The organism is Rahnella sp. Larv3_ips (assembly GCF_003697865.1).
GTDB lineage: Bacteria > Pseudomonadota > Gammaproteobacteria > Enterobacterales > Enterobacteriaceae > Rahnella > Rahnella rivi.
Genome location: NZ_MJIB01000021.1, coordinates 765608 through 784366 on the forward strand (window position 1 = coordinate 765608; position 18759 = coordinate 784366).

Consider the following 18759-nt stretch of genomic DNA (forward strand, 5'->3'; position numbering starts at 1 on the left):
CGTTGGCTGCTTTCTCTCACCCCGGTCACTGAGTGAGCAAAGTGAACGGGGATTCGTTCAATTGCCGCCTTGCTGCACATTGAAATCTATTGGGTATCAGTTCTTAAAGAAATTAAAGGATCCACTATGTCAGATTTCATCTCTCCCGGACAAATCAACCCGCCGACCCGTCTGCTGATGGGGCCGGGGCCGATCAACGCCGATCCGCGCGTGCTGCGGGCGATGGCGAGCCAGCTGGTCGGGCAATATGATCCGGTGATGACCGGTTACATGAACGAAGTCATGGCGCTGTACCGTGCGCTGTATAAAACCGAAAACCAGTGGACGTTCCTGATCGACGGCACCTCGCGCGCCGGTATCGAAGCCGTGCTGCTCTCCGGTATCCGTCCGGGCGACAAAGTGCTGGTGCCGGTGTTTGGCCGTTTCGGTCATCTGCTGTGTGAAATTGCCCGCCGCTGCCGTGCCGAAGTGCACACCGTCGAAGTGCCGTGGGGCGAAGTGTTTGATCCGCAGCAAATCGAAGATGCGATTAAATCGGTGAAACCCCGCTGGCTGCTGACCGTGCAGGGCGATACGTCCACCACCATGTTGCAGCCGCTGGAACAGCTGGGCGAAATCTGCCGCCGCCACGGCGTGCTGTTCTATTCAGACGCCACGGCGTCATTCTGCGGCAACCCGCTGGAAACCGACGCCTGGGGGTTAGACGCCGTGTCAGCCGGCTTGCAAAAATGCCTCGGCGGCCCGTCCGGCAGCGCACCGGTGACCATCAGTCCGCGCTTTGAAGAACAAATCCGCCGCCGTAAATGCGTGGAGGAAGGCATCCGTACCGCCGATCACGCCGACGGCGACGAAGAGATGATCTACTCCAACTATTTCGATCTGGGCATGATCATGGATTACTGGGGGCCGGAGCGTCTGAACCACCATACCGAAGCCACCAGCATGCTGTTCGCCTCGCGCGAATGCGCACGCATCATTCTGGAAGAAGGGCTGGATACCGGCATCGCCCGTCATAAACTGCACGGCGGCGCACTGCTGGCCGGTATTCAGGGGATGGGGCTGGAGGTGTTCGGTGACCTGAATAACCGCATGAACAACGTGCTCGGCGTGGTCATTCCGCAGGGCGTGCATGGCGAACAGGTGCGTCAGATGATGCTTAACGATTTCAGTATCGAAATCGGCACCTCATTTGGCCCGCTGGCCGGGAAAATCTGGCGTATCGGCACCATGGGCTATAACGCCCGTAAAGACTGCGTATTGCAGACGCTGGTGGCGCTGGAAGCGGTGCTCAACCGTCTGGGCTTTGCGTCGAAATACGGCGCAGGGGCGCAGGCTGCGTGGGATCACTACGCAGGAGGTCAGTAATGGCAGAAGCCTTTACGCTGGCTGCGGTTTCCGGCAGCGCAAAACTGGCCGCTGAACGGGTGATGGCGCGCTGCGACGCACTGGCCGCCATCAGTGAAACACCGGGGCAACTGACCCGCGTGTATCTCTCGGCAGAACATTTGCAGGCCAACCGTCTGGTGGGGGAGTGGATGGCGCTGGCCGGTATGCGCGTCTGGCAGGACAGCGTCGGCAATATTTGCGGGCGCTATGAAGGGCTTGATGCGTCAGCTCCTGCTCTGCTGCTCGGTTCACATCTTGACAGCGTGCGCAACGCGGGGCGTTACGACGGCCCGCTCGGCGTGCTCACCGCGCTGGAAGTGGTGGCGCATTTGCATCAGAACGCCATCCGTTTGCCGATGGCGGTGGAAATTGTCGGCTTCTGCGATGAGGAAGGAACGCGTTTTGGCATCACGCTGCTGGGCAGCCGCGGGCTGACCGGCACCTGGCCCGCGCAGTGGCTGGAGCGCGAGGATGCACAAGGCATTACGGTGGCGCAGGCTATGCACAACGCCGGGCTGGATCCGCTGAAAATCGGCGCGTCACAGCGTGCGGTCAGCGATTTTTGCGCCTATCTGGAACTGCATATCGAGCAGGGCCCGTGCCTGCAAACGGCCAATGTGCCGCTCGGTGTGGTCACGGCGATTAACGGCGCGCGTCGTCTTAATTGTGAATTTACCGGTCACGCCGGCCATGCCGGCACCGTGCCGATGGGGCAGCGTCAGGACGCCCTGACTGCCGCCGCCGAATGGACGCTGGCGATTGAAAGCATCACCACCGCCACCGGCCGCAATCTGGTGGCGACCGTCGGTACGCTGGAATGCCTGCCGGGCGCGGTGAACGTCATTGCGGGGCAGGTGAAACTGTCGCTGGACGTGCGCGGCCCCCGTGATGAGGATTTATCCGCTTTACTGGAAACGCTGCTGGCGAAAGGCCGGGAGATCGCGGCGCGCCGCGGGCTGACCTTCGCTGCCGAACAGTTTTACGGCATCCGCGCCACCGCCTGCGACGCCGGTTTGCAGCATCGTCTTAATCAAAGTGTTTTACACTTACAGGGGCAGGCGATGTCGCTGCCAAGCGGCGCGGGGCACGACGCCATCGCCATCGCCGAATGCTGGCCGGTCGGCATGCTGTTTGTGCGCTGTAAAGACGGTATCAGCCATCATCCCGATGAATCCGTCACCACCGGCGACGTGGCTTATGCGGTGCAGGCGTATATCAACACCGTGCTGAGTTTTAAAGAAGGGCATTTATGACGCTGGATGAGTTTAACGCGCTGTCTGAATTCGAAGCCGTTGCGCTGCTGCGCCCGCTGGTGAATATTCCGTCCTGGGCGACGCAACTCACTGACGCGCGGCCATATTCTTCAACGCAACGCCTGATGCAATGCGCCGAAGCAGCCTGTCAGCACTGGCAGCCGGATGACATCGCCCGCGCACTGTCGGCGCACCCGCGCATTGGCGAGCGTGCCAGCGGTGCCAGCAAGGAAGCGCAGCTTTCCCGTGGCGAACAGGCGAGGCTCAATATCAGCCAGCAGGCGGTCATCGATGCGCTGCACGAGGGGAACCTGCGTTATGAACAACGTTTCGCACGGGTGTTTCTGATCCGCGCCAAAGGGCGCAGTTCTGAAGACATTCTGCATAATCTGCAACGCCGTCTTGAAAATTCGCCGGACGCTGAAGATCAGGAAACGGCGCAACAACTCAAAGAAATTACCCTGCTGCGTTTAAAGGAGATTTTCCAATAATGACCCCGGTTTCTAAAACGAAAGTCACCACTCACATTCTCGATACCTCCTCAGGGCAGCCTGCGGCCAACGTGCGCGTCTGGCTGGAAAGCCTTGACGGGCAGAACGTGACGCTCATCAGCGAAACCCAAACCGATGCCGATGGCCGCGCCGCGAAATTAACGCCGGAACCTGTCGCCTCCGGGCATTACCGGCTGTGTGCGGATATCGGCGCGTATTTCGCCGCGACCGGCCGCGCGACGCTGTATCACTCGGCCATTATTGATGTGATGCTCGACGGCAGTCAGGATCATTACCATCTGCCGCTGTTGATCAGCCCGTATTCTTACTCGACCTATCGCGGCAGTTAGACCCGTGGCCCGATCAGCCCATCAGCAGGTGCGGTTGTTTTAAGCGCACGCTTTTGGTCAGCGCATCGTGGCTGACGTCGTGCTGGCGGTTGCTCTGGCGAACCTGTTGCAGGAACGTCATCAGCAGCGGATGCGGGCGCTCGCGGCGTGACATCAGCTCCGGCTGCCCCTGGATCCCGATAAAACAGGCATGGTTGCTCAGCTCAACCGCCTGCGCCTGTTCCCCGCTTTCGTCATAACCAGAAACGCACAGCCCCGCGCTTTCCAGTTCCGCCAGTAATTGCGGATTCAGGTAGCGGCGCTGGTTGTAGCGCAGCGTAAACTCCTCGCCCATTTTATTCGCCAGCAGGCTGCCGCTGCGGCTGAACACCGGATGATTCCCCAGACGCGGCTGCGTATGTTCCGCCAGCGGCAGGCCGGTTTGCAGGCTGCCGAGCGGCGAGGGGCCGTGCATCACCACGCGCTCCTGTCCGAGCACTTTCTGCCCGAGCGCGGTCACCATCTGATGCATCCCCTGATTGATGCCCAGCACCGGCGTCTGATTTTCCAGCGCCCAGGTGGCGGTTGCCAGTTGCCCGGCCTGACAGTCAGTGTGGGTCAGCGTCATGCCCGGCAGAATAATACCGTCCACATCAAACAGCGTGGAATCCAGCTGGCTGCCCAGCAGCGTTGGCGTCACCCAGACGACGTCGATGTTCATTGCCAGTGCATCGGCGGCGTCTCCCAGTGCAGCGAGCATCGCCGGATAGCTGTCGCGCTGCCCGGCAATATCCCCCACCAGCGCCACGCGCAAGGTTTTTCCTGCCCGCATGACCGGTTGTGAAACGGAGCCTAAAGCCCAGCGGCCAAAGGCATCACGCCCCCAGCCGTTACTGCGAATTTTGCCGGTGGTGACGTCTTCCAGCTGGAATTTATCCTGATGGCGCACCACGGTTAATGATTCGATTTCAATGCCCTGTTCAGCGAGTTGCGCGGCCAGTTCTGCGGATAACGGTTCACGCAGTGGCACCACGATATCTTCTTTAAGTGCCCGATAAATCAGTGATTCCAGGCTGGATTCAGCACCCGCACCGCGCCCGGTCAGGCGCTCGAGCCATACCAGCCCGCTGGTCAGCGCATGCCCCTGCGCCGTCACGTGCTGGCGGGCATTCGGGTAACGTTGCGCATCATGACTGACGGGGAAGTGACACAGCGGCAACGCGCGCAATTCAGCAAGTATCGCTGCCATCGCGCCGTACAACGCAGGCTCGGGCGTGGTGTGTGCAATAAAGGTGATGGTCATCAGTGGTCCTCTGTCAGATGTTTTTGCGGGGGTAGTGAATGCAAGAATTGATCCACACAGGGGTGTGTTTACATGCGCTGACAAAAAGAGAGGCGAATGCCGTAAACCGGATTTGCGTCACACTCCACTGCTATAAAACGTCGCGTTGTTCAGACCGTAACGCGCTAAGGTAGCGCCAGTTGTTCTAACCCATCATTCACTGAGGAAGCATCATGTCAGCATCACTTTATGGCAGTACGGCCGCACAGTTTGTTCGTGGTTTACAGAATCTCTCAGCCCTGCTGGAAAAGGGCGCGGCATGGGCAAAGGAAAACGGAAAATCGGAAGAAGAGGTGCTCAATACCCGCCTGGCCGATGACATGTATCCGCTGGCGCGTCAGGTGCAAATCACCAGTGATATGTCAAAAGGCGCGATCGCCCGCCTGTCAGGCACAGACGCCCCTGCGATGGAAGACAACGAAGTGACGTTTGCCCAGTTACAGGAGCGTATTGCTAAAACGCTGCGTTTTATCGAAAGCGTGGATGTCGCAAAACTGGAAGGTGATGAATCCCGTGAGATCGTGGTGAAAGGCAAAAATCACGAACTGAAATTCACCGCGCACAGCTACGTGACCGCGTTTGCCGTGCCGAACTTCTATTTCCACATCACCACCGCCTACAACATTCTGCGCCATCTTGGCGTGAATATCGGTAAAGCAGACTTTATCGGCGCGATATAACAGATAGGTTTACTCCGGCGTTTACCCTGCGGGCAGGCGCCGGAACAGGTACTTCTTCTTTGGCATTGAGACGTTCTCATAAAAATGAAAAGTCAGAAAGGTTGCTGATAACCTGAACCGCGAAATATTATTACGCCCTGTAATTTATTTATTCAGCTCGTAAATAAAACTTTTAATATTCACGAGGATTATGATTAAAGTAAAACAATTCTGAAATACCCTCCTTTTTATTTAATACCCCCGGTGCCACCGCTGGCACAACAGCTTCCATTATTTAATTAAAGATTAATTTGCCACGATAAAGCCTCTTTAATTCCGGCGTATTTATTCAATGACGTTTCGCGAATTACTGATCTTCAATTTATGCACTTAATCTAATGGAAGGATTTACTATGTGTAATTGCAATTGTAATTCATCAAATAAAACGGCATTAAAAGCGGGCGTAGTGAAAGACGTCACGTATGTTTCTGTCGAAGCGGCCGCCGCCGCTGCGGCAAATCAGGCCATGCTGGCCTATTGCCAGAATACTTTCAGCGTCGGCGGTGTAATGCTCGATGGCACAGGAAAAGTGCTGAATGCGATTCATAATAACGTCGTCATGAATAATAAGACCAACGATCCTACTGCTCACGGTGAAAGACAACTGATCGACTGGTATTACGCGCAGATTGCTCAGGGTGTTGAGATGCCACCTCCGTCCGAGATTACTATTGTGACCTCACTGGATCCCTGCTGCATGTGTACCGGTTCGATTATTACCGGCGGCTTTAACGTGATTTCTGCGGCGTTCGATACTTATTCCGGTATCAATTACGACACACTGGCGGATTTCCCTTCGCTCTCTGACGATCTGGCTGTGGTGGCGCAGGAGACATTCAGTTATCCGGCCGTCAACGGGGATAACTGTTTTTCCCGGCCGGCAAGTTCTGCGCCGGTGGCGGAGTTCTTTACGCAAGACGTAATTGATGTGCAGACGCTGGCGCTGTGTGAGTCTATTTTTGACGCCACCCTGACGCAGGTGAAAGCCAGCATCAACTCAGATTTGCCGCCGGATCAGTTGAAAGATATCAAAGAATTACCGACCGATGATCCGATCGTTGTGGCGTTGCAGGCCATCTATCCGGACGCTTTGCAATATACCGCCCCCTCACGTGGCGCACCGGATGCCGGGCTGGCTCCTTTCCTGATTGAAGCGGCGAATACGGATATTGCTCTGGGCGGTAAAGGCAACTCGGTCGCATTCCTCGACTACTTCGGTAATTTGCTGTTGTGTTTGTCCGGTAACGAAACAGCTTCATTGATTCAGACGGCGTTTTTACTGGTGACGCGCAATTATGCACAACTGCGTTATAACCTGCGGGATTCTCTCGGCGACGAAAAAGTATTGCCTTATCTCGGCCATCCTAAATACGGCACTTTTGTGTTTTCGCATGGTCCGGACGAGTCATCACATAGCCTGATTGAACTTGGTGCCTACGGTTCAACCATGGAAGGTGCATTGCCTGAGGAGAATCCGAATTCCTTCCAGTACGGTGTGCCGACCATCGCGCAAACCGAACTGGATGCGTATTGTCAGAAACTGCCGCCGCTATACAGCTCGGAAATTAAGGTTCACCCGCAACAGGTCGTGGATCAGGGGTTGATCGACGCGCTGGAGGCCGGTTTACCGACCGTGTAATGTCTGTCAGCCGCACTCAATCGTTAGCCGCCTGGTCATTTCACAGGCGGTTTTTTCGTTTGATCAAACAGTCCCGGCGTGACTGACGCGAGCTTTCCCTGACGAAAGGCTGAGTTTCTGGCCGATCACTCGTGCAGCAAAAACGTGTCGGCATCGCGCCAGGCGGGGAAGGCTTCCCGGTAATCCTGCAATGCTTCCAGCGACAGTTCGGCGTCAATAATCATCGCGGAGCCGGGCTCGGCCCGCGCGAGTTCTTCACCCTGCGGAGTAATGATCAGGCTGTCACCGCTGTAATGATGGCCGTTATCGTCATCACCGACGCGGTTACATCCGGCCACGTAAACCTGATTTTCAATCGCGCGGGCGGTAAGCAGCGTCTGCCAGTGGTGGCTGCGGCGTGCCGGCCAGTTGGCGACGTAAAGCGCCAGGTCATAATCCTGATTATTGCGCGAGGCGACCGGGAAACGCAGGTCGTAACAAACCTGCGGCAGGATCCGCCAGCCGCGCCATTCGACGATTTCACGGCGTTTACCCGGCACATAATAATGGTGTTCACCGGCCATGCGGAACAGATGGCGCTTGTCATAAAAATGCACTTTCCCCTGGGGTTCAACCAGCAGGAAACGGTTGACGGCACCTTCTGTTGTACTCAGCGCGACGCTGCCGCCAATCATGGCGTTCAGTTGTTGCGCCCACTGTTGCAACCATTGCACCACACGCGACTGCGGCAACGCGCTGCCCGGCGCCTGCATGGCGAAACCGGTGGTGAACATTTCAGGAAGAACAATCAGGTCGCGGCCGGTCAGCGCACCGAGCAGGCCATCGAAATGCGCGAGGTTGGCCTCGCCGTCCAGCCACACCAGCGGCTGTTGCAGTACGGACAGTTTTAAAGTTGACACAGGCGCTCCGCGGCAGCGTCCAGCGTGGCTTCCTGTTTGGCAAAGCACAGCCGGATCAGTTTATGTGGGAAATGGGCGGCGCAGAATACCGACATCGGAATCGCCGCCACGCCCGCATGTTCAGTCAGCCAGCGGCAGAAGGCAACGTCGTCTAAATCTGACACGTCACTGTAATCGACCAGCAGGAAATAGGTGCCCTGGCCCGGTAACACTTTCAGGCGGCTGTTTGCCAGCCCCTGCGCCAGACGGTCGCGTTTGGCCTGATAAAAGGCCGGTAATTCCTGCCAGTGTTCCGGCGCTTCCCGCAGCATATCCGCCAGCGCCAGCTGCACCGGCGTGGTGATGGAGAAGGTCAGATACTGGTGAACCTTGCGCAGTTCCGCGCTGATGACCGCCGGTGCGATGCAATAGCCCACGCGCCAGCCGGTCATGTGATAAGTCTTGCCGAATGACGACACCGCGATGGCGCGCTGACGTAACTCGGGATGACGCAGTACGCTGGCGTGGCCTTCCGGTGCAAAGCAGATGTGCTCATACACTTCATCGCTCAGCACAAAAATGTGTTTATCCGCAATGGTCTGCCAGAGTTGCTCAACGTCGCTGTGGCGCCAGACGGTGGCCGACGGGTTGTGCGGCGTATTGATGATCACAAGTTTGGTGCGGTCGGTTATCTGATCGGCGAATTCCGCCCAGTTCACTTTGAATTCCGGCGGCTGCAACTGAATGCGTTTCATCACGCCGCCCGCCAGCTCTACCGCCGGGGCATAACAGTCATAGCTCGGATCAAAGGCGATCACTTCGTCACCTTTCGACACCAGCGCGGTGATGGCGATATACAGCGATTCGGTCGCGCCCGCCGTGATGGTGATGTCGGTGTTAGCATTCGGGGCAAAGCCGTAAATCTGTTCGGTTTTCGCGGCAATCGCTTCGCGCAGCGGCGCGGTGCCGGTCATCGGCGCGTACTGGTTCGCGCCCTGACTGACGTGATACGCCAGACGATCTCTCAGATATTGCGGGCCATCGAAATCAGGAAAACCCTGCGACAGGTTAATCGCATTGTGTTTCTGCGCCAGGGCACTCATTTGGGTGAAAATCGTGGTGCCCAGGGCAGGAAGTTTACTTTCGGGGATCAGTGCGGCTGTGCTCATGGCGGGTCAATACTCCTGGACCGGTGCAGATAGCGATGTTGCTCACAATATAACACGATGTTAATATTTGGCAATCGAGACGCTTAGATGGCTAAATGCCAATTTGGTCTAAGCGGCAACACATTGTGTATATCGCTATAAATCATAGATATCGCCATTTTCATCCCGAACTCAGTCCCTCAACGCACAGCTTTTCAGGAATACGATGACAGAGAATTTGCAACTGGGCGCGCTGCTGGCGGCCTGTCACTGGATTGGTCAGAAGGGCTGGAGCCCGGCGACGGGCGGCAATATGTCGATCCGTGAAGGCGATGCACATTGCCTGATCACCGAATCAGGAAAAGACAAAGGATCGCTCACCGCAGAGGATTTCCTGCTGGTGGAACTGGAAAGCGGGCTGGCACCCGGCGGCCGCCGTCCGTCTGCGGAAACCGGCCTGCACACGATGCTGTATTCCCGCTATCCTGAAACAGGTGCGGTGCTGCATACCCATTCGGTGAACTCGACCGTGTTGTCGCGGGTTGAGCGCAGCGGCGCGCTGGTGCTGGAAGGCTATGAGATGCAGAAATCGCTCAGCGGGCAGACCTCGCACCTTGATCAGGTGGTGATCCCGATCTTCGACAACAGCCAGGATATTCCTGCGCTGGCGCAGAAGATCATGGCGTCGGCAGAGCACGCGCCGTTGCAGTATGGTTTTCTGCTGCGCGGCCACGGGCTGACCTGCTGGGGCAAAGATGTGGCCGAAGCGCGCCGCCATCTGGAAGGGCTGGAATTTTTATTCCAGTGTGAACTGCAACGTCGCCTGCTGGAGGCTAAATGATCCGCGCCATCGTCACTGATATTGAAGGTACCACCACGGATATCCGCTTTGTGCATCAGGTGTTATTCCCTTATGCCCGTCAGCGCCTCGCCGAATTCCTGCGTCATGAGCATGAGCAGCCGGACGTCGCGGGCGCGCTGAACGCCCTGCGCGCTGAAATCGACCGGCCACAGGCCAGCGTCGAAGCGCTGATCGAGCAGCTTTTCACTTACATGGATAACGACGTGAAATCGACGTCGCTGAAAGTGTTGCAGGGCATCATCTGGCGGACCGGTTATGAGAACGGTGATTTTCGCGGACATCTTTATGACGACGTCGCGCCGCAGCTGGACGCGTGGAAAGCCGAAGGCCTGCAACTGTGCGTGTATTCGTCCGGTTCGGTGGACGCGCAAAAATTACTGTTTGGCTACAGCGATGCGGGTGATTTAACGCCGCTGTTCAGCGGATATTTTGATACCCGCGTCGGTGCCAAGCGTGAAACGGAGTCGTATCAGAACATCGCCGAACAGCTGATATTGCCGCCGCAGGATCTGCTGTTTTTATCGGACATCCGTCAGGAACTGGACGCCGCGCGCTTAGCGGGCTGGCACACCTGTCAGCTGATCCGCGATGACGCTGACGAGCTCAGCGATCACCTGCAAGTAAATCGTTTTGATCAGATAGCCTTAGAAACATTCTTATAAGAGGGTTGACCATGAGTGCATTGACGATTTTTAGTGACCAGGATCCTTCGGCACCCGTCTGGGAAAGCCGTGACGGCGAGGCCATCGCCGCCGAACTGAGTAAAATTGATGTGCGTTTTGAACGCTGGCAGGCCGATCGCGATTTAGGCGAGAACCCGCAGCCGCAGGACGTGATTGCCGCGTATCAGCATGAAATCGACAAACTGGTGGCCGAGAAGGGCTATCAGAGCTGGGACGTGATCAGCATGCGCCCCGACCACGAACAGCGCGACGTGCTGCGCACCAAATTTCTCTCCGAGCATACCCACGGGGAAGACGAAGTCCGTTTCTTCGTGGAAGGCGCAGGGCTGTTTTGTCTGCACCTGAACGGGAAGATTTTTCAGATCCTGTGCGAGAAAAACGATCTGATTTCCGTGCCGGCCAATACCCGCCACTGGTTTGATATGGGCGGTTCGCCTTCTTTCACCGCGATCCGTGTATTCGATAATCAGGAAGGCTGGGTGGCGCACTTCACCGGGGATAAGATTGCGGATGCCTATCCGCGGCTTGGGGAATAAGCTTTTTCGCCTTTAAGAAAGTTTAAGGCCCGTAGCAAGGGCGTGGGCGTCGGCCCGCGCCGTCACTTTCCTCACTTCCCTGATGGAGCCTCCTTATGAAAATCGCCCTCGTCACCGGTGCCAGCCGCGGTATTGGTCGCGCAACGGCTCTTCTCCTTGCGCAGCAGGGTTACGCCGTCGGTGTGAATTACGTTAATAACGACATCGCCGCGCAGTCTGTCGTCGATGACATCCTTCAGGCTGGTGGTAAAGCCATCGTCCTGAAAGCCGATATTGCCGACGAAGAACAGGTTGTGGCGATGTTCAGACGGCTGAGCGCTGAACTCGGGCCGGTTACCGCGCTGGTGAATAACGCCGGGATTTTGTTCCAGCAGACAACCCTTGAAAATCTCTCCGCCGAACGTATCAATAAAGTGCTGTCTACCAACGTGACCGGTTATTTCCTGTGCTGCCGTGAGGCGGTGAAAATCATGTCGCACCGTCATGGCGGAAATGGCGGGGCGATTGTTAATGTCTCCTCCGCCGCTTCCCGTCTGGGCGCGCCGGGTGAATATGTGGATTACGCCGCGTCGAAAGGCGCGGTGGATACCCTGACCACCGGTCTGGCGCTCGAAGTGGCGGCGTACGGTATTCGCGTTAACGGCGTGCGGCCTGGGCTTATCTATACCGACATGCACGCCAGCGGCGGGGAGCCGGGGCGGGTGGATCGGGTGAAAGCCAATCTGCCGATGCAGCGCGGCGGCCAGCCGGAAGAAGTCGCTCAGGCCATTTCCTGGCTGCTGTCAGATTCAGCCTCCTACGTCACCGGCAGCTTTCTCGAGCTGGCAGGCGGCAGATAACCAAAAACGGGGATCGCTCCCCGTTTTTCATCTGTTTTACCCCGCTTAAACCCGCGTAAACCCATCTCCCTTGCCGCACCCGGCGCGCCAATTAAAGGCGCGTTTGTTGATCTTGTGAAACAGCGAATTTCCAGCGCAACGCCAGCATTTTTTTCCACTGATCGCTTAAACGGTCAACTCCACACAAACGGTCATTAACGGTCAGCGGTAAGCGCGAGGAATTGTGACCGTTTGCAAATCTGTTGCTGTCTTGTTGCAACGCAAATGACGATTTAATGCCGTTCCCGCCACAGATCCAAACTTTAACATTTCATCTTTTCTCACCTTTTCGTGACAACTATCACAAGACGATTGTGGCAAAAAATGCGCACGGTCGCCTTTGAGGCACTGCGCATTCCGTGAGCATCCGGCTGCGTATCCTATTTGACATCGGGAAAGAGGAATCACCACATGCTGCCAGTAGAGCGACATCGTTATATCACCGAAATTCTCAGCCAGCGCGGACGCATTCTGGTGCAGGAAGTGGCGCAGTTATGCCGCATCTCGCTGGAAACGGCGCGGCGGGATCTGGCGCTGCTGGAAAAGCGCGGCGTGCTGTTACGCAGCCACGGCGGCGCGGTGTTTATGGAGCATTCGGCGGGCGAAAAAACCTATGTACCTTCGCAGATCGAGCAGGGCGAATCCTTTCGGGACCGCAGTAATCAGTCACCGGACAGCAAAACGCGCATCGCCAAACGGGCGTTACAGCTGATCAATCCCGGCGATTGTCTGCTGCTCGACAGCAGTTCCAGCAGCTGGTTTCTGGCCCGCCAGTTGCCCGACATTCAGCTGGTGGTGCTGACCAACTCGGTACACATCATTCAGACGCTGGCGGTGAAAGCCAATGTGCGGGTGATCGGGCTGGGTGGCGAATATTCGGCGAAGTATGAAGATTTCGTCGGCGTGCTGGCCGAACAAATGCTGAAAGAGTTCGTCATCAACAAACTGTTTTTCTCCTGTCACGGCATCAGCCACGAAGGCGGGATCCGTGAAAGTAACGAGCATCACGCGCGGCTGAAACAGCAAATGCTGTTGTCCTCCGAGCACAAAATTTTGCTGGCTGACGCCAGCAAATTCGGCCGCCGCTCTTTTGCGCGGATCTGCCACTACCGGGAAATCGACACACTGATAACAGACCATCTGGAGGATGAAGAATTCCGCCAGGAACTGGCCTGGAGCAACGTTAACGTGATTGAAGTTTCTCCGTCACCCCTACAGAAAAAAACTAAAACAGCCGCAACGGCGCGTCAGCTGCGGCACATAACTGACCTACCAGGAGAGTAAACATGATCAAGAAATCCGTTCTTGCCTGCCTGTTCGCCACAGCCATGTTGTCCCTGTCTGCGCACGCCGCCGACAAAATCCGCATGGGCGTGGTGGTGAAAGTGGGCGGTAACGCCTGGTTCAACGCGATGGAAGCCGGGATCAAAAGCGAAGCGGCCAAACGCGGGATCGACGCGTGGCAGGTCGGGCCAACCAGCGCGGATCCGGCATTGCAGGTGCGTGCGATTGAAGATCTGATCGCGCAGAAAGTGGATGTGATCGGCGTGGTGCCGAACGACGCCCGCGTGCTGGAGCCGGTGCTGAAACGCGCCCATGACGCCGGGATCAAAGTCATCGTGCATGAATCGCCGGATCAGAAATACGCCGACTGGGATTTCGAAATGGTCGATGCCACGCAGCACGGCATTACTCACATGGTCGCGCTGGCGCAGTGCATGAAAGAGAAGGGCGATTACGCGGTATACGTCGGCAGTCTGACCGTGCCGCTGCATCAGAAATGGGCCGATGCCGCCATCAATTACCAGAAAGAACACTATCCGGATATGCATCTGGTCGGTGACAAATTCGGCGTCGGTGAATCGCTCGATGACAGCATCCGTACCACCAACGATCTGATGTCCAAAGACGCCAACCTGAAAGGCATTCTGGCGATCGGCTCACAAGGCCCGATTGGCGCAGGCCGCGCGGTGCTTAACCGTGGCAAAACGGACGACATCTGCGTGTTCGGGCCGTTCAGTCCGGGTCAGGGGGCAAGTCTGGTGAAAGCCGGCGCGATTAAGGGCGGCTTTATCTGGAACCCGATGGTCGCCGGTGAAGTCTTCGTGCGCATCGCCGAGAAGCTGGAAAAAGGCGAAAAAATCACTGACGGCATGACCATTGAAGGCATGGGCAAAGTGAAAGTGGACGAGGCAACGCGCACCATTCTGGGCAATGAAACCGAAAGCCTGGACAAAGCCAACCTGCCGAAACTGGTCAAAATGGGGCTGTAATCATGGCAATCTCCGAGATCATTCAAACAGACCACGCGCCGCTGATTGATGTGCAAAATCTGTCGGTTACCTTTGGCGGACAGCGTGCGCTCAACGACATTTCCCTGCAGCTGATGCAGGGCGAAGTTCACTGCCTGGCGGGCACCAACGGCTGCGGGAAAAGTACGTTGATCAAAGTGATCTCGGGGGTTTACCAGCCGGACAACGGTTGCCAGATCACGCTCACCTCGGCCTCACAGGGCAGCCAGCGTTTCAGCAAACTGTCGCCGGATCAGGCACGTCAGTTTGGCGTGCAGGTGATTTATCAGGATCTGTCGCTGTTTCCCAATCTCAGCGTGTTCGAGAACATCGCGTTTGACCACAACCTGCAAGGGCTGATGGGCTGGTACCGTCCGTCCCGCCTGCGGGAAACCGCACAGCGCATTCTGACTGAGCTGAACTACACGCTGGATCTCGACAGCAAAGTCTCGGCGTTGCCGATTGCCCAGCGTCAGCAGGTGGCGATTTGTCGCGCGCTGGTGGCCGATGCGCGGTTAGTGATTATGGATGAACCGACCGCCTCGCTGACCCGCACCGAAGTGAATCAGCTGCTGCGCACCGTGCATTACCTGAAAAGCAAAGGCATCAGCGTGGTGTTCGTCAGCCATCGCCTCGATGAAGTGCTGGAGATTTCTGACAGCGTGACGGTGATCCGCGACGGCAAAAAAGTCGGCACCTTCCCCGCGGCCGAAGTCAGCAGCGAACGCCTGACCGAACTGATGACCGGCCTGAAACTCGATTACCGCCTGAAAGCCGCCAACATGAATGACGAACGCATCATGCTGGAAGCCGACAAACTCAGCCGCGTGGGCCAGTACCACGACGTCAGTTTCAAACTGCACGCCGGAGAAGTGCTCGGCCTGTGTGGCCTGCTCGGTTCGGGCCGCACCGAACTGGCGCTCAGCCTGTTTGGCATGACCAAACCGGACAGCGGCAAAATCTACCTCGACAGCAAACCGGTACGTTTTCGCAGCCATGAAGACGCGATCAAAGCCGGCGTCGGCTATGTCTCGGAAGATCGCCTGACGCTCGGCTTGATCCAGCAACAATCCGTCGGCGACAACACCGTGCTGGCGATCATGGATCAGCTGCGCAGCCGTTTTCATCTGATCGACGAATACCGCAAGAACAAGATCATCCAGCAGTGGATCGAAAAACTCGGCGTCAAAGTCGCAAACCCTGATCAGGCGATCTCCACGCTTTCCGGCGGCAATCAGCAAAAGATCGTGCTCGCGAAATGGGTGCTGACGCAGCCGAAAATCCTGATCCTTGATTCGCCAACGGTCGGCGTCGATGTCGGCGCAAAAGCCAGCATTTACCAGCTGATCCACCAGCTGGCAGAAGAGGGGATTTCCATCCTGCTGATTTCCGACGAAGTGCCGGAAGTCTATTTCAACTGCGACCGCGTGCTGCATTTCAGCGAAGGCACGGTGGTTGGCGAATATCTGCCGGGCGCGATCACCCAGCAACAACTTGCGGAGGCGGTCAATGCTTAAGCTCAGCCGGTTACGCCCGTCCAGCAACGAAGGTTATTTAGCCTGGGTTTTGCTGGTGGTTATCGTCACCTTTTCCTTACTGACCAGCCAGTTTCTGACCTTGCAGAACCTGCTGGATCTGACCGAAAGCTACGCCGTCAGCGGCATTTTCGCCCTCGGCCTGTTTGTGGTGCTGGTCACCGGCGGCATTGATATTTCGTTCGCCGCCGTGGCGTCTGTCGTGCAGTACACCATCGCTACGCTTGCGATCCACTACGGCCTGAGCAGCCCGACCGGCAGCATTTTACTGGCGGTCGCCATCGGCACGGTGCTCGGGATGATCAACGCCATTCTGATCTACTGCCTGCGCATCGTGTCGATCATCGTCACCATCAGTATGCAGTCGCTGCTGTTTGGCATGCTGATGTGGCTGACCAACGGCACCAGCCTGTACGACCTGCCGGACTGGCTGACCACGCCGATCCGCGTGCTGCCGTTCAGCGTCGGCGAGCAACATTATCAGATTGGTTTGCCGGTATTGGTGATGCTGGCGGTGGCCGGACTGAGCTGGGTCCTGCTCAACAAAACCCATCTCGGACGCCAGCTGTTTGCGGTCGGCGGTGATCAGGAATCTGCGCGCCGAATCGGTATCCGCGTCGGATTATTGCATCTGTTTGCTTACGGTTATCTCGGCGCGATGGCGGCGATTGGCGGGCTGGTGCAGGTGTATCGCGTCGGTGAAGTGGTGCCGAATGCGCTGGTCGGCGGCGAGCTGGATGTGCTGGCCGCGGCGGTACTCGGCGGCGCCAGCCTCAACGGCGGCAAAGGCAGCGTGGTCGGTACCCTGATGGGCGTGTTCCTGATTGGCGTGCTGAAAAACGGCCTCAACCTGATCGGTGTGTCGAGTTACTTCATGAATATCGTCATCGGCGTGGTGATCGTCGCAGCCATCACCGTCACCCATTATAAGAAACGCAAAGAAACCGAAGTCGGCTTCGCCTGAGGAAAATCGCTATGTTCGCAAAAAGCAGAAATGTGAGTCTTAAAGCGAAGCCCGATGCGCGGCCTCGCCTGAAAATCGGCAAGCTGAAAGTCGACAACACTACGCTCGGGTTATCGCTGTTATTGCTGGTGGTGATCATCGGTTTCAGCCTGGCGATGCCGGGGCGCTTCTTCAGTGACGCCACCTTTATGAGTGTCGCCTTCCAGTTACCGGAGCTCGGTTTACTGACGCTGGCGATGTTTATCCCGATCCTCAGCGGCGGCCTGAACCTGTGCATTATCGCCACCGCGAACCTGACCAGTTTACTGATGGCGTGGGTGTTTCTCACCTGGCTGCCGCCGGATGCCAGCATGGCGATGCAGGCGGTGTGGCTGACACTGGCGCTGGTCGGCGCAATGATTCTGGCGCTGGTGATTGGCATGCTGACCGGCGCGCTGGTGGCCTATGTCGGCGCACATCCGATTCTGGTGACGCTGGCGACCATGACCATGGTGAACGGCGTCGGCATCTACCTTTCACGCGGCGCGGCGTTAAGCGGCATGCCGGATATCGTGCGCTTTATCGGCGCGGAAACCCTGCTCGGCGTGCCGGTGCCGCTGATTATCTTCCTGCTGACGGCGGCCTTCGTTGCGGTGTTTTTAGAACGCACCCGCCTCGGTAAATACATCTACATGAGCGGCAGCAACATCAACGCCACCCATTTCAGCGGCGTGAATACCCACCGCGTGCTGATCGCCATCTACGTGATTTCCAGCATGTTATGCGTGATTGCCGGGCTGATCATGATGGCGCGCTTCAACTCGGCGCGCATGGGCTACGGCGATTCCTATCTGTTGCTGACGGTGCTCGCCATCATTCTCGGCGGCACAGATCCCAACGGCGGATTCGGCAAAGTGGCGGGCGTGGTGCTCTCGCTGATTGTCCTGCAGGTGATTTCTACCGGCCTGAACCTGATGAACGTCAGCCCGCATTTCAGCCTGGCGATGTGGGGCGCGGTACTGATTGTGGTGCTGGCGCTGAAATTCTTCCGCAGCCGTTTTCTGCAAAAAAGGGCGGGGCGAATGAGCGCTGCCAAAGCGCGGGCGGCTCAACCTTAAACACTCTTTTAACATTGCCTCTGACTTAGGAAAACATCATGGAATACAAAATTTCTCCGTCGCTGATGTGCATGAGCCTGATCGACATCAAACAGCAACTCGAAGTGCTGAACCGCCGCGCCGACATGCTGCACATCGACATCATGGACGGCCATTACGTCAAAAATATCACGCTGTCGCCGTTTTTTATCGAGCAGATCCGCCCGCACACGCCGCTGGTTCTGGACGTGCATATGATGGTGGAAAACCCGGCTGACTTTATCGAGCCGATTGCCCTTGCCGGTGCCGATTTTATCTGCCCGCACGCCGAAACCATTAACCGCGACGCGTTCCGCATCATCAATCAGATCCGCGCGCTGGGGAAAAAAGTCGGCGTGGTGCTCAACCCCGCGACGCCGGTGGAGTACATCCAGCATTACATTCATCTGCTGGATAAAATCACCGTGATGACCGTGGATCCGGGCTATGCCGGTCAGCCATTCATCCCTGAAATGCTTGGAAAAATCGCCCAGCTGCGCGATCTCAAACAGCAAAAAGGTTACCGCTACCTGATCGAAATCGACGGATCCTGCAATCTTCGCACCTATCAGGATCTGATGAGCGCGGGTGCGGAAGTGCTGATCGTCGGCAGTTCCGGCCTGTTCACGCTGGACAGCGATCTGGATGTTGCCTGGGACAAAATGCTCGATCAGATGCGTCAGGCGCGTCACGCAGCCTGAGGGCAGGA

At 57.1% G+C, this 18759-nt stretch carries 19 protein-coding genes; 16 read left to right on the forward strand and 3 right to left on the reverse strand.

Going from position 1 to position 18759, the window contains the following annotated elements; all coding sequences use genetic code 11:
* Positions 1-126: 126 nt before the first annotated feature.
* The 4 genes from ED901_RS23080 to uraH are packed head-to-tail and all read left to right on the forward strand — an operon-like array spanning position 127 to position 3480.
* Positions 127-1365, forward strand: coding sequence for an alanine--glyoxylate aminotransferase family protein (locus ED901_RS23080; protein ID WP_122097359.1), 1239 nt, complete (start codon positions 127-129; stop codon positions 1363-1365).
* Positions 1365-2639: an allantoate amidohydrolase gene (gene hpxK / locus ED901_RS23085; RefSeq protein WP_122097360.1), complete on the forward strand. Its 1275-nt coding sequence runs from the start codon at positions 1365-1367 to the stop codon at positions 2637-2639. The genes ED901_RS23080 and hpxK overlap by 1 nt, the downstream gene beginning before the upstream one ends.
* A complete protein-coding gene (gene uraD / locus ED901_RS23090; RefSeq protein ID WP_122097361.1) occupies positions 2636-3130 on the forward strand; it encodes a 2-oxo-4-hydroxy-4-carboxy-5-ureidoimidazoline decarboxylase in 495 nt (164 codons plus the stop codon). Before hpxK ends, uraD begins: the two co-directional genes overlap by 4 nt.
* Positions 3130-3480 (forward strand): hydroxyisourate hydrolase, encoded by a 351-nt coding sequence (uraH, locus tag ED901_RS23095; RefSeq protein ID WP_056781545.1) that lies wholly within the window; start codon positions 3130-3132, stop codon positions 3478-3480. Before uraD ends, uraH begins: the two co-directional genes overlap by 1 nt.
* Positions 3481-3493: 13 nt before the next feature.
* On the opposite strand, the gene ED901_RS23100 is transcribed toward uraH, so the two are convergent.
* Positions 3494-4762, reverse strand: a complete 1269-nt coding sequence (locus ED901_RS23100) for a glutamine amidotransferase (RefSeq protein ID WP_122097362.1) — start codon at positions 4760-4762, stop codon at positions 3494-3496.
* Between the two features lie 212 nt (positions 4763-4974).
* Here ED901_RS23100 and ED901_RS23105 point away from each other — a divergent pair, with 212 nt between their 5' ends.
* Together ED901_RS23105 and ED901_RS23110 are read left to right on the forward strand one after the other, a co-directional pair.
* The gene (locus ED901_RS23105; protein WP_122097363.1) at positions 4975-5481 is read left to right on the forward strand and encodes a DUF1993 family protein; all 507 of its coding nucleotides are present in this window, start codon (positions 4975-4977) and stop codon (positions 5479-5481) included.
* 392 nt (positions 5482-5873) lie between these two features.
* Entirely contained in the window at positions 5874-7160 is a 1287-nt protein-coding gene (locus tag ED901_RS23110; RefSeq protein WP_122097364.1) for a nucleoside deaminase, read from the forward strand.
* A 125-nt stretch (positions 7161-7285) separates the two neighbouring features.
* Here ED901_RS23110 and ED901_RS23115 read toward each other — a convergent pair whose 3' ends face one another.
* Complete coding sequence (locus ED901_RS23115; RefSeq protein WP_122097365.1) at positions 7286-8059, reverse strand: amidohydrolase; 774 nt, start codon at positions 8057-8059, stop codon at positions 7286-7288.
* A complete protein-coding gene (locus tag ED901_RS23120) occupies positions 8047-9207 on the reverse strand; it encodes a pyridoxal phosphate-dependent aminotransferase (RefSeq protein WP_122097366.1) in 1161 nt (386 codons plus the stop codon). Before ED901_RS23120 ends, ED901_RS23115 begins: the two co-directional genes overlap by 13 nt.
* Positions 9208-9412: 205 nt before the next feature.
* Between ED901_RS23120 and ED901_RS23125 the strand changes: the two genes are divergently transcribed.
* From ED901_RS23125 to alsE, 10 genes are all read left to right on the forward strand, one after another.
* Positions 9413-10027, forward strand: coding sequence for a methylthioribulose 1-phosphate dehydratase (locus ED901_RS23125; RefSeq protein ID WP_056781530.1), 615 nt, complete (start codon positions 9413-9415; stop codon positions 10025-10027).
* Positions 10024-10710, forward strand: a complete 687-nt coding sequence (gene mtnC / locus ED901_RS23130; RefSeq protein ID WP_122097367.1) for an acireductone synthase — start codon at positions 10024-10026, stop codon at positions 10708-10710. Before ED901_RS23125 ends, mtnC begins: the two co-directional genes overlap by 4 nt.
* 11 nt (positions 10711-10721) lie before the next feature.
* A complete protein-coding gene (locus ED901_RS23135; RefSeq protein ID WP_056781525.1) occupies positions 10722-11267 on the forward strand; it encodes an acireductone dioxygenase in 546 nt (181 codons plus the stop codon).
* A 95-nt stretch (positions 11268-11362) separates the two neighbouring features.
* Positions 11363-12106, forward strand: coding sequence for an SDR family oxidoreductase (locus ED901_RS23140; RefSeq protein ID WP_122097368.1), 744 nt, complete (start codon positions 11363-11365; stop codon positions 12104-12106).
* A 450-nt stretch (positions 12107-12556) separates the two neighbouring features.
* Complete coding sequence (locus tag ED901_RS23145; protein WP_056781519.1) at positions 12557-13429, forward strand: DeoR/GlpR family DNA-binding transcription regulator; 873 nt, start codon at positions 12557-12559, stop codon at positions 13427-13429.
* 2 nt (positions 13430-13431) lie between these two features.
* Positions 13432-14418 carry a substrate-binding domain-containing protein gene (locus tag ED901_RS23150; RefSeq protein WP_221298082.1) on the forward strand — a complete coding sequence of 329 codons (987 nt, stop codon included), beginning with the start codon at positions 13432-13434 and terminating at the stop codon, positions 14416-14418.
* A gap of 2 nt (positions 14419-14420) precedes the next feature.
* Positions 14421-15953, forward strand: a complete 1533-nt coding sequence (locus ED901_RS23155) for a sugar ABC transporter ATP-binding protein (RefSeq protein WP_122097369.1) — start codon at positions 14421-14423, stop codon at positions 15951-15953.
* Positions 15946-16935, forward strand: a complete 990-nt coding sequence (locus ED901_RS23160) for an ABC transporter permease (RefSeq protein ID WP_122097370.1) — start codon at positions 15946-15948, stop codon at positions 16933-16935. The genes ED901_RS23155 and ED901_RS23160 overlap by 8 nt, the downstream gene beginning before the upstream one ends.
* 11 nt (positions 16936-16946) lie before the next feature.
* Positions 16947-18032 carry an ABC transporter permease gene (locus tag ED901_RS23165; protein WP_082465782.1) on the forward strand — a complete coding sequence of 362 codons (1086 nt, stop codon included), beginning with the start codon at positions 16947-16949 and terminating at the stop codon, positions 18030-18032.
* Positions 18033-18070: 38 nt separating this feature from the next.
* Entirely contained in the window at positions 18071-18751 is a 681-nt protein-coding gene (gene alsE / locus ED901_RS23170; protein ID WP_122097371.1) for a D-allulose 6-phosphate 3-epimerase, read from the forward strand.
* The last annotated feature ends 8 nt before the right edge of the window (positions 18752-18759 follow it).

Excerpts from the sequence above, each read along its gene's own strand:
- ED901_RS23120 (WP_122097366.1), bottom strand. The coding sequence starts at position 9,207 with ATGAGCACAGCCGCACTGATCCCCGAAAGTAAACTTCCTGCCCTGGGC.
- ED901_RS23160 (WP_122097370.1), top strand. The coding sequence starts at position 15,946 with ATGCTTAAGCTCAGCCGGTTACGCCCGTCCAGCAACGAAGGTTATTTA.
- ED901_RS23140 (WP_122097368.1), top strand. The coding sequence starts at position 11,363 with ATGAAAATCGCCCTCGTCACCGGTGCCAGCCGCGGTATTGGTCGCGCA.
- uraD (WP_122097361.1), top strand. The coding sequence starts at position 2,636 with ATGACGCTGGATGAGTTTAACGCGCTGTCTGAATTCGAAGCCGTTGCG.
- ED901_RS23155 (WP_122097369.1), top strand. The coding sequence starts at position 14,421 with ATGGCAATCTCCGAGATCATTCAAACAGACCACGCGCCGCTGATTGAT.
- uraH (WP_056781545.1), top strand. The coding sequence starts at position 3,130 with ATGACCCCGGTTTCTAAAACGAAAGTCACCACTCACATTCTCGATACC.
- ED901_RS23110 (WP_122097364.1), top strand. The coding sequence starts at position 5,874 with ATGTGTAATTGCAATTGTAATTCATCAAATAAAACGGCATTAAAAGCG.
- ED901_RS23145 (WP_056781519.1), top strand. The coding sequence starts at position 12,557 with ATGCTGCCAGTAGAGCGACATCGTTATATCACCGAAATTCTCAGCCAG.
- ED901_RS23100 (WP_122097362.1), bottom strand. The coding sequence starts at position 4,762 with ATGACCATCACCTTTATTGCACACACCACGCCCGAGCCTGCGTTGTAC.
- ED901_RS23125 (WP_056781530.1), top strand. The coding sequence starts at position 9,413 with ATGACAGAGAATTTGCAACTGGGCGCGCTGCTGGCGGCCTGTCACTGG.
- mtnC (WP_122097367.1), top strand. The coding sequence starts at position 10,024 with ATGATCCGCGCCATCGTCACTGATATTGAAGGTACCACCACGGATATC.
- alsE (WP_122097371.1), top strand. The coding sequence starts at position 18,071 with ATGGAATACAAAATTTCTCCGTCGCTGATGTGCATGAGCCTGATCGAC.
- ED901_RS23150 (WP_221298082.1), top strand. The coding sequence starts at position 13,432 with ATGATCAAGAAATCCGTTCTTGCCTGCCTGTTCGCCACAGCCATGTTG.
- ED901_RS23080 (WP_122097359.1), top strand. The coding sequence starts at position 127 with ATGTCAGATTTCATCTCTCCCGGACAAATCAACCCGCCGACCCGTCTG.
- ED901_RS23135 (WP_056781525.1), top strand. The coding sequence starts at position 10,722 with ATGAGTGCATTGACGATTTTTAGTGACCAGGATCCTTCGGCACCCGTC.
- ED901_RS23105 (WP_122097363.1), top strand. The coding sequence starts at position 4,975 with ATGTCAGCATCACTTTATGGCAGTACGGCCGCACAGTTTGTTCGTGGT.
- hpxK (WP_122097360.1), top strand. The coding sequence starts at position 1,365 with ATGGCAGAAGCCTTTACGCTGGCTGCGGTTTCCGGCAGCGCAAAACTG.
- ED901_RS23165 (WP_082465782.1), top strand. The coding sequence starts at position 16,947 with ATGTTCGCAAAAAGCAGAAATGTGAGTCTTAAAGCGAAGCCCGATGCG.